Source organism: Ferruginibacter sp. HRS2-29, assembly GCF_024343615.1.
Taxonomy (GTDB): Bacteria; Bacteroidota; Bacteroidia; order Chitinophagales; family Chitinophagaceae; genus Ferruginibacter.
Genome location: NZ_RJUB01000019.1, coordinates 1 through 10,234, shown reverse-complemented (window position 1 = coordinate 10,234; position 10,234 = coordinate 1). Strand labels below are relative to the sequence as shown.

Annotated in this window: 4 protein-coding genes; all 4 read right to left on the bottom strand. The window is 44.3% G+C overall.

The features are described from left to right. Positions 1-50 precede the first annotated feature (50 nt). Entirely contained in the window at positions 51-863 is an 813-nt protein-coding gene (locus EGI32_RS08400) for a hypothetical protein (protein WP_255154945.1), read from the bottom strand. An 18-nt stretch (positions 864-881) separates the two neighbouring features. Beyond that, positions 882-7,742 (bottom strand): hypothetical protein, encoded by a 6,861-nt coding sequence (locus EGI32_RS08395; RefSeq protein ID WP_255154944.1) that lies wholly within the window; start codon positions 7,740-7,742, stop codon positions 882-884. A 17-nt stretch (positions 7,743-7,759) separates the two neighbouring features. Continuing rightward, positions 7,760-8,824 carry a hypothetical protein gene (locus EGI32_RS08390; protein ID WP_255154943.1) on the bottom strand — a complete coding sequence of 355 codons (1,065 nt, stop codon included), beginning with the start codon at positions 8,822-8,824 and terminating at the stop codon, positions 7,760-7,762. A 3-nt stretch (positions 8,825-8,827) separates the two neighbouring features. Beyond that, positions 8,828-10,234: hypothetical protein (locus EGI32_RS08385; RefSeq protein ID WP_255154942.1), on the bottom strand; the 1,407-nt coding region annotated here is incomplete at its 5' end.

The following is a 10,234-nucleotide window of genomic DNA, read 5'->3' as shown; positions in this document are numbered from 1 at the left end:
TCAGAATTTTTATTGATCGCCTTTTTGGCAATTATTAAAAATGAACGTCTTTAGTATAATTTTATCACTTCATAATCACTGTATCCGCCAATCCCTTTATAATCTCCGGCGGTTTCATTGTACTCCAGCCGTGTTTTCCAGGAAGGTATTTTCATTGCAGTAGCAGCAGCAGTGCTGATCCCTTCAAATAATACCGCCATGTTTTGCGTGCGTACAAAAAACTCTGTTCCGTTGATCGTCTGTATCAACCCTGCCACATTTATCCCCTCGGCTTTTAGCGCTTCTTTCAACTCTGCGTCTGCCTCCTCGCTCACTTTTATGTCTATGCTCAGAGATTGGGGCAATAGTGTTTTAGCATCATATTGTAGTGAAACTTTTGATTGCGCTGTACCCTGATTGTTTTCATTGGGACGGGTATCGAAAGAGATGGTGGAAAGCGTGCCGGAATTGCGCCTGGCGATATTGTATTTCTGGCGAAACAATGTTTCCATTTGCTTTGTGACCGTTTGCTTTTCAAGTTCCTCCTTAAGCTGTCCTTCTGTTTTACTGATCCAGATACTCTTGCGGGCATTGTTTATCTGTATCAATAACCCGTCTTGCAGGAACGTTTCCTCCTGTCCGCTTTCGGTATAGAGCCTGTCACCCTGTTTGTAAAAAATGCCGGTCGTTGTCATCGTATCCGTTGGTTGAATAATAGGCGAGGCTGATAACTTTATCCTGGAGGTATAAGAAAGATTTTCCTGCGAGGAAAACTCCAATACCTTAGAAAATTCTTTGATGATCTCTATGGTATCCTTCTGCGCAAACCCCCGCTGGCTGGTCAACATCATAAGAAGTAATACTAATATTGTGGCTCGTTTCATAATTTAAATTGTTCTTGTTTACTGCACCCCGGTGATGGATTGTTGTTTTGCATTCCGGGTTTCCTGGATTGTTTTAATTCCTTCGATGGTTTCTTTTTTAACCCGAACCATCTGGCCTTCTTCATCGTATTCGTAAAAAGAAGCGTAATTGTTCTCATCCAGTTCGGCAACCAATCGCAACGTACGGGGATCATACACATAACTTTTCAGGTTAGCGTTATAAGGGTGTATACGAATGTCATCGAAATAGATGGCGCTGTCGCTGCTGTTGCGGAAACGGATCTCCATGTTGGTTGCTGTAAGCGGGATCGTGAATTTGCCTTCAACTTTCTGCCAGCCCTCGATGATCGGGCCTGATGGATTCAGGCTGGTGGTAGTGGTGCTGCCGTCATTAAAAATGAGCTGTACCTGGCTATGTGTATATTTTTCCTGAACGCAGGGCGCATTACACGTTTCCCTCACCCAGGCAGAGAATAACATGTCTTTCCCAGGCGTTGGTGCAAAAACCGGGTTGATCATATCTTTTGTAGCGGGAATAGGCCTGGTGTAAGTGCAGGCATCAGACTTATGAATGGTTTTATAACAGGCTGATACATCTCCCGAAATCATGGTTTTAAAAATAAAAGCGCCTCCCAGCGGTGTGCCTACATCGCTACATTCATAATTGTGCGTGTGTGTCGCGGTATAGTTTACCGATATCTTATAAATACCCTTTTTAAGGCAAAAAACCTTCGAGGTAATACCATCGGGAAGTACAGAAGAAAGGCTTGCTACGACTCCAATAGAATTGTCGTCAAGATCGGAAATATAACAGTTGGCTGTAGCCCCATAGATATTAGCACCTATCGATGCTGCTGCATAAGACTGAAGATCTATGGTTACAAAGCCATCACTATTCAATTCTATAAACTCATAACCCTGGTAACCCTGCGAAAAATATTCGCCGCAGGTATTTGAAATACCATTGTGAATTATAGAATCTTCTGCAAAATTGGAAATAGACAGGCATGTGTTCATTGGAGAAGCATCTCCGGCCAGGGATGGAATAGAATAGAGGCGTTCCATAAAAGACCCCGGTTCGTCCAGGCTTCTGAGAGTATCCAACACCAATGGCATTTGAAATATATCCAGTACACTTTCAATACTATCCAACATGCCGGATGTTTGCCCGGGCAGAACCCGTAAATATTTATGCCCGCTGTGTGCCGTCGGACGCGGCAGGTCATCGGTGAGTATTTGCGCATTAGCCGCTACAGAAAAGTCGATGTGTGGTTTTGTGCATGCATTGCCCGCCACACTTCCGTTGATCACCGGAGAATATCCATGATCTTCGAACCCTTCTGCAAACATATCATTGAGCCTGCTGTTGTTGGCAACAGCGGTGGTTTGGGTTTTTGAAAACCCAAACTGTGCCGAAGTGTACACATCCAATGCATTTTTAGTTTCCGCCTCCTGTCCTTTGTTAGTTACTTTAGTGACGGTTGAATTCCATACCCATTTACCGGAAGCATTTGATGGAACCAGGTTATTGTTTCCATCGAAATTCCAGTAGCTGTAAAAATCTTTCAGGTACCCGTTCTTACGAATAGCGGTTGGCGAAGCAATGGTTTCCATACGTTCATTGTAAAAGACATAGCTTTTATCAAGCCTGAGATTTCCTAATATTCCTTTGACATAAGGATTAATGGCCTGCTCATACTTCCCGTTGATACAATCATCGACTGGTACAAAACCACAGATTTCGTTACTATACACTAAGGTCTTTTTGGTAAACACATCATTATCTGCCTGCCATTTTTCCTTATGCTCCATAGCAGATGCCACAATTGTTTTAGAAGAACTTTCTACTTTCAACTTATTTTCACCTCCTACCGCTTGTACCGGATTGGCCATGGTAGTAAAGGAGGCCACATTCATACCCAGAAGGTTTCGTTTACCGCTGCGAATGATACGAAACACTACGGAATTATTGTTGTAGAGATTCCCTTTGGCATCCATAAATACCAGCGACTTATTGACCACATTCAGGGGAGTAATATCTTTATTTGTATCGTACACCCATACCTTATTTACATTAGCCGATTGTGCGGTACATGGATCGAAGGTATTTCCCCGGGATATAACATATAGTTCGTCGCCGCTTTCAAAATATTTATTCTGATCAGCTTGAGAAAGACTGATTTTACCGTTGGCAAAATCAGCGGTTAGTACGGCATTAATATTTTTATAGGCAAGCCCTGTACTGCTGTATGCCCAATAGGAAGGGTAAGTTGTATTATAAACGGGATCATTAAATTCATTGGCTGTTTTAGTAATTATCCCCTGCCCGGTTTCCGCATCATAGGCCATCGTTTTCGTAGTGATCACACTGCCTTTGTCCATTACAATCACGCTATCTTCAATTGCATGATAATTAATCAGCTTCGTACAGGTTACTGCCCGGTATTGATTTTCCGTATAGGTCTTAAGTGGCCATAAGGTAAAGACAGTCCAGATCAACAGGCCCAGCGGAAAAACATCCAGTTGCCCCTGAGCACTTAACCCATTGCTCTGTACTTTAAACTCCCGTACATCCGTCATTAATTCTATATCAATTCCCATGTTTCCTTTGCGAACGATACCACCTTCATCGTTGTACACATAATCCACCTGGTCGTTGAAGCCATTTTTTCCGGTATTTTTATACGTGTAATAGGAAGCCGATAACGGAGTCTTCTCATCGCTTTCGCTGTAGGCCGATTGCGATTTCATTTTCCCATGCATATCGTTTGTCTCTACTAAAAACCCTTGTGTGATGGTCCTCCGGCTGATGACCTCCTTATATAAAAAAGAAAAAAACGGGTTCTTATTATACGTTTTGGAATCCATCGGCGTATAGGTTGCATATGCCGGGTATTCTCTCGCGGTAAAAAATTCTGTTACCTGCTTTCCGATGGCAGAGCGTAAGGTAGAATCCCCATGCGTACCTTTTCTGTGAATCGACCGTACGGTCACTTTGCTATAGCCCACAACAGGCGATGGATACAAACCTTCGAGTATGGGCATTTCGATGGCACCGTAACGAGCCGAAGCCAATGGAAGCTTATTGCTGAATTGCACGATTTCCCTGAAAGGGTTTTCTTCACTTCCGATACCGGGTTCATAGGAGGCTACGCCACTGCTGATCGTGGTGGGAACACCGTCCACCATTTCGGTGGTTGTATAATCATAGTCCTGGCCGTATGTTGAAGTAAAGGAACTGTCGCTGGTCATTTTCTTCCAGTTATCACGTACCAACACTCTTTTTACGCGATGCCCTCCGCCATATTTCATACGGCCAGGGTTATCCAGCCGCACGAAGGATCTGCCCGGCGCAATGTTTTTGGCCAGTGCAGCCGAACGCATTTGCTGCTCTACATTTTTGAAGGCATTCTTCAACTGCCCGAGCATCGTTCCGGCAAGTTTGATAAAATCCCCCAGGTCATCCACTTCCGTTTTATAGCCATCAAACGCCTGTGCCGGAATATTGTCTGTCAAAAATCCGATGGCACTCGTTGCCAACGGGCTTTTACCGTTGATCGTTTTTAGCTTGATATAGATGTAGTCTTTTGAAGCGCTGTTGGAACAAACTCCATACGATTCAATTTCTGAATATACCGTAAGCGGCTCCAGCCCTTTGGGCATGTGGATTTGCAGCTTGAAGGCGAGCTGGTTGATGCCTTCAAGATATTTAGAATAAATTTCCTGTTTCAACCTGGCATCACCGGTGGACGTTAATGGCGACGCGAGTTTCACATACACGTAATTGTTGTCTTCGGCTATACCACCATTCCTGTACATGGCACTGTCGTTTCCATACGCTGTAGTATTGCCCAGGCCGTATATATTCATCATATTGCAGGCCCGCCTGTCCTGCACATATCCATAATCGTCGGCCTCATATTGGATCTCCATCTGGCCACCGGAGGGCAACAATATTTTTTTCAATGCCCAGGCACCGGCAAACTGGTCATTCTTTGTTTTATCTGAATAATCCGTGTAAGGATAATCCATGTTGGTGAGCCCCGCAGGATGAATGGTGGCTTCCGCCGGGTCTTTATATGTTCCCCATTTATCCGAAGCATTGTACGCATAATGCGGATTATCTGTAGCAGAGGAAAGATTTCCGTAATCAAACACATAGCGGTCTTTCATTAAACGGGTCTGACCATTATAAGAAAAGTAGATGGAGCGTAATGTCAGCTTGCCACCACCGTTTTTACTATCGGGAGTGCCCATGCAAAGGGAACTGTCGTAGTTGAAGATCACTGATTTTATCGGGCGGGCATTGGCAATGCCTTTGGATTTTATTTCAGCTTTTGTATAAAGGTCGATGCGGGATAATTTTTTATTGACATCTTCGCTGTTATTGATAGCGCCATTCATATCGCTTGACACACCTTTAGCGTCATTACGGGAATCCGTTTTAAAAATGGCGACCATGGATTTAGATTCGATTGCTTTCAGGTACCAACCTTCTCTTTCGCCGTAACTGATCGTAGCTTTGTTATCTTCTTTTTGTGTACGTACCCCTTCATTGAAGTGCGCCTGTTGACCATTGGTATTATTTCTTGGGGTGCGCCACTGGTGGTATCCTTCCGAGCGTTGGTAATCGAATTTGACTGCTCCTCCCAAATCATCCTCCGTAATTCCATCCCCGGTCACATCTACATAGTCTGGTGATAAAAGGCCGGTGAGTAAAAATGAAGCGGCATAAGCCGGTGTTTCCTGTACCTGTACATAGCCGTCTATTTCAGACTTGTTGGCCATATAAGGGGAATTTACAGAGGCTTCATTTGTGTAAAAATTTACCAGGTTGTCACTCGTGCTATTGGGAACGGCTCCTACAGAAAAGGTAAAATCCTTCTGAATTTTATTGTATACAGGTAGCCCATAAACATAGCGCATACCATTTTGTTCCAGCACATCGATTTCCGAAATATGGTTCGGCTTTCTAAAATCCTCCGTTCTTGAAATATTGGAATATTGGATCGTATCGCCTGCAAAGTTCCCGGAATAATTCCTGATCTGTTTGTCCAGTCCGTACACTGATGCATCCGCTGCGGTAAGCATGGTGGTTACCTGGGTGCGCTTCTGGCGATTTACCAATGTTGTATTCCCGCTCAGTGATTTCAACCCTTTTACGGATCCGGTCTTTTTATTGAAAAGCTCTAAGATTGATTCCAATCTCGGGTTGACATTAGAGCCGCTCAATTTAAAACGAACAAGATCTTCGCCTCCTATCATGGAAAGCAACGCCGGATCGGTAACGGTAGCTTCACCAGGATTTTTAAAATACACATTTTCAAACAGGGAATTTTTTTGCGGTGCTTTAAACGCCATGGTGCGTATCAATGTATTGCTGGAGACGTCGTCCCAGCTACCGGCTTTAGTAGGCGTAGAGATGAAATTGAAATTGCCGCCCCAATGGCCCGGCGGTGCGATATCTGCCCCTAGTGAAAGACTTTTATCTTTGGACACCGTAATATTATCCCGCATATAACCCAGGTCGCTACGGTATGCCCGGATGGAGCCGCCGGTCCCTTCTCCCTGGATAGAAAAAACATCATACGCATACTGTGGTGCTGAAATGACCGGCGTATTAGGAGTAACTTCCCCATCATTAACGCGGTTAAAATCCATCACTGCGTCTTTATTGGCCAATGCCTTTTCCGAATACATGAACCCAACCAAAGGCTTTCTCAATGTTTGCCATTCGGTGGGCACTTTAGATTGCGAATAATATCCATTGAGTGTGATGGCCCCCCGGATACCCCACAAGCCAGCCCCCGCTTCAAACTGGCCGGAAAGGTTGATGTTTTCCATAGGCATCCGCATGATCGGCATGTAACTGGGTTTGGCAAAGCTGATAGAAGTACTGCTTAAGGGGTTTATAAGCTCATATTTTATCTGATTGCGATCGGAATAATAACTCATTTCTCCATGTATATTCAAGGCAGAAATACCGCTTCGTGAATTATAGCTGGTCGAAAGCCCGATCCCATTTTGAATTTTACCTCCCAATAACTTAGTAGCAAGATTGAGTGATGGGGCTAATGTTAATCCAGACCGGGAACTAAGTTTTGCATTGACAGATGCCTGGAGGCTGAGCCCAAGGCTGTCGGTAGAGGACTTTTCGAATTTCAGGTTATCAAACGTAACCAGTGCCGCCGAAATGCCTGCCCCAAGTGTAAGTTCCGGGCCCAGGTAATTGTTATAAGAAAAGCCCAGCGATACGGAGGCTTTTGGCTTTTTAAAGCCGAGCAACTCCCCATCTACGCTTACTTCACCACCATACGTTCTGTTTGGTTTGGTATTTTGATGGGTAACCAACATATCAGTTCCATCAAAGTCGTCGGGCACACCCCGCATGTTGCGGCTTACCGTGCCGGGATTGATATTCCATCCCAACCCTACCCAGCTGGCTTCCTGCTCCATCGTGATGCCCCCATTATAAAATAAATTAACCGGGTAACCTCCTACATCCAGTAAGGGAATACTGTAGGAAAAATCCCCGGTGAATAAATTCACCAGGTTATCGGAGCCAACCGCTTTAAACGTGCTTGCTTCAGGAGCAGATGGCCCACCGATAAATGGTTTGTTAGCCGCAACCCGTAAGCTTGTAGCTTTTCTATCCAATACTGCTTTCACCGGGGCGGATGCTGGGCCTGAATTGCTTACAAATGGATAAATACTTTTGGCTACCCTTTTAGCATGTTCATTGTTTGTTCTGTCGTAAGATCTATAGGATCTTTCTCCATAGGCGGCTGCACGTAAAGGCAGTAGCCATTGCAAACAAAAAATGACGAATAGCGGGTACGCGATGTACTTGTTATACCGGTTAGAAAGGGATTGAATCATATACTAGGGTAGTTGAATTATTTAATACTGAATTTTAAAAAGTGCGAAACATCCTGTTGATCCTTGATCGTTACTTTATAGGTCTTTCCTTTTTGAAAACCACGACTGACATCGAAATCAAAATAATTTTCCCCGGGAATAATGATTTTCACAAAACCCTTGACCACCTTATCTTTTTCGTTTGAAAAAAGTATGGTGGATTTATAATCTTTGGCGTAAGAAAAATATTTTATCCTGAGTATGCCATCTTCTACGATATAGGTACCTGTAAGGTTATCCTTCAGCAAAATATACGTCCCGGAACTTACGGGCGGCGGTACCGGATTCCCCGTTCTTTTAAAAGTCCATACTTCTGTTTTCGCGGCATAATTGCTGCCATTCAGTGCTACTACCTGCCATGCATACCACTTACCGGTATCCAATGCCGCGTATGCGGAAGAATAAGGGTGATTGGTGTTGCGGAGGTTATTGGCACTATATATCGGCGTGTTATATTGAATGGCTTCTGTGGGGCTTTGACCCGGCAATACTTCCGCTACCAACAGATCGTAACTAAGGTTGCTGAACATATCCATCGGCGATGGAGGCAACCAGGTGAATTGAGGATATGGTGTGCTGATATCGGTGCCGTCTGCTGGTGTATTAAGCAGTGGCGGGCTTAATGGGTCGATATTGATCCGGCTGCATTCATCGCCGAGCATTACCTGGTTTTCACCCACGCTGGTATAAACCTGGTAACAGATGATATAATTACCAATGGGTAAATAATTCCGGGAAAAATCCGGGTTGGTGTAATTAAAGATGGCAGGCTGCACATCCTGCTGTTTTAAAATCTTTACACCTTTGCCCAGCAATACACTGCCACTGGTGGCCGACATGTATACCTGCCCGGTAGTGGCGTCCTGCAAGCTTAGGCGAATGTGCACATCCAGAACATCATCCTTATTGTTCATCAGGATCACATTCCACAACTGGTCTTTTTGCAGGAGGCCTGCTGGAGGTAACTGCACCTGTATAGTGACCTGTGCCTTTATCAAAAAAGGCAATACAAACAGGCCTAAAAAAAGGAGTTTCCTTTTCATAATTTAAAAGTATTTATACCATGAAACCCTGCCGATCTCTACAGGGTATAATTGCCTGCTGATGGTGGGTAAAAAACTTTTTTCGTATTGCAACTGGAGCCGTCCCAACCGCTTCATCTCTGCGGTCATCATTACCCGCTCGCCCCAGTAATTTTCACCCCCGCTTACTTTATTATACTTAAGGGAAGCGCCCATTTTGAAAACCTGTGTAAACGAATAATCTGCGGATGATTCAAGTGTATAGTATTGCAGTTCCGGTTGTTTTGTCCAGGAATAACCGCCCTGCAATTGGAGTTGCTTCAGGAATATCGACTGCGAAGCATACAGGCTGATCCCTTTATAAAACACGAAGCCCGAATCGTTGGCTTTATTGATGTACCTGTTGTACAGGAACGAGCTGTTCATACCCGTACCCTTGTAATAATAACTATAGTTGAGTGTGCCATTGATGATGTAATAAGCGTTTTCACGGATACGGTCTTTATCGATCACATAGAATTGTGTTCCCGGGTAATAGCCCAAACTTAATACGGGATATTTAGGGATTCGCAGGTTCAATAAAAGGGAAGTGAAAGTGGTGGAAGTCTTGAACGTCTTTTCGGTAAAAGGGTTGGTAAAATCGTTGCGCCGGAGCATCGCCGTTATCCCAAGCCTGCGTTTAAAAAAGTCCTGGTCGGCACGCCCCAGCCAGGCGGTCTGGCTGGTATTGTAACTGAATAAGCTGAAAGATTGAAAATTCTCACCCGTCTTCCGGAAAAATCCGCTGAGCCGTGTGTTCGTTTCGGGGATAATAGTTTGGCCCTTGATGTTGATCCCCATATTTGTACGGTCCTCAAATTTCAGCAGGCTGCCGATCTCTTTACTTTGCTGCAAACTGCCGGTAACGGGTTTGGTAGATTTGGCAAACTCCATGCTGAGAAAGGTCTGTTCGTTTTTGCGCAAAATGGTTTCTAAGGAATACCCCACGATATTGATGGAATTGGTAATGCTATCTGATAACCCGTATTGCGACAGGCTTTTCCTCCCCTTAAACAAACTGAAAATAATGGCCCGTTTATCTTTGTTGCCAACTCCTATTCGCCCGAGTGCCAGGTATTGATTGTTCTGTGTACTTCTTTTATTGAAGAAATCGCGAAAGCGGTAATCTACCTTACCCGCCGCGAAGGCCACATAGTAAGAAGGGTTGTACTCAATGTTTACACCCGTTACCGTGATATTCTGAGCGGTCAGTTCAGTATAATTTACTACGCTGCGGCCAACGCTGAAGCTCTTTACGGCGGACAGGAATTTATTCAGTTTAGGATTACCATTTAATTGAAGATCGTTATCCGCAGCTATTTTAGCAAGCTCTTTTTCATTGGTGACATTATATATCTTTTGCCGTACAGAAGAAAATTTAGCCTGGGCTGC

Coding starts and splice junctions, on each gene's coding strand:
- EGI32_RS08400 (WP_255154945.1), bottom strand. CDS start 863: ATGAAACGAGCCACAATATTAGTATTACTTCTTATGATGTTGACCAGC.
- EGI32_RS08395 (WP_255154944.1), bottom strand. CDS start 7,742: ATGATTCAATCCCTTTCTAACCGGTATAACAAGTACATCGCGTACCCG.
- EGI32_RS08390 (WP_255154943.1), bottom strand. CDS start 8,824: ATGAAAAGGAAACTCCTTTTTTTAGGCCTGTTTGTATTGCCTTTTTTG.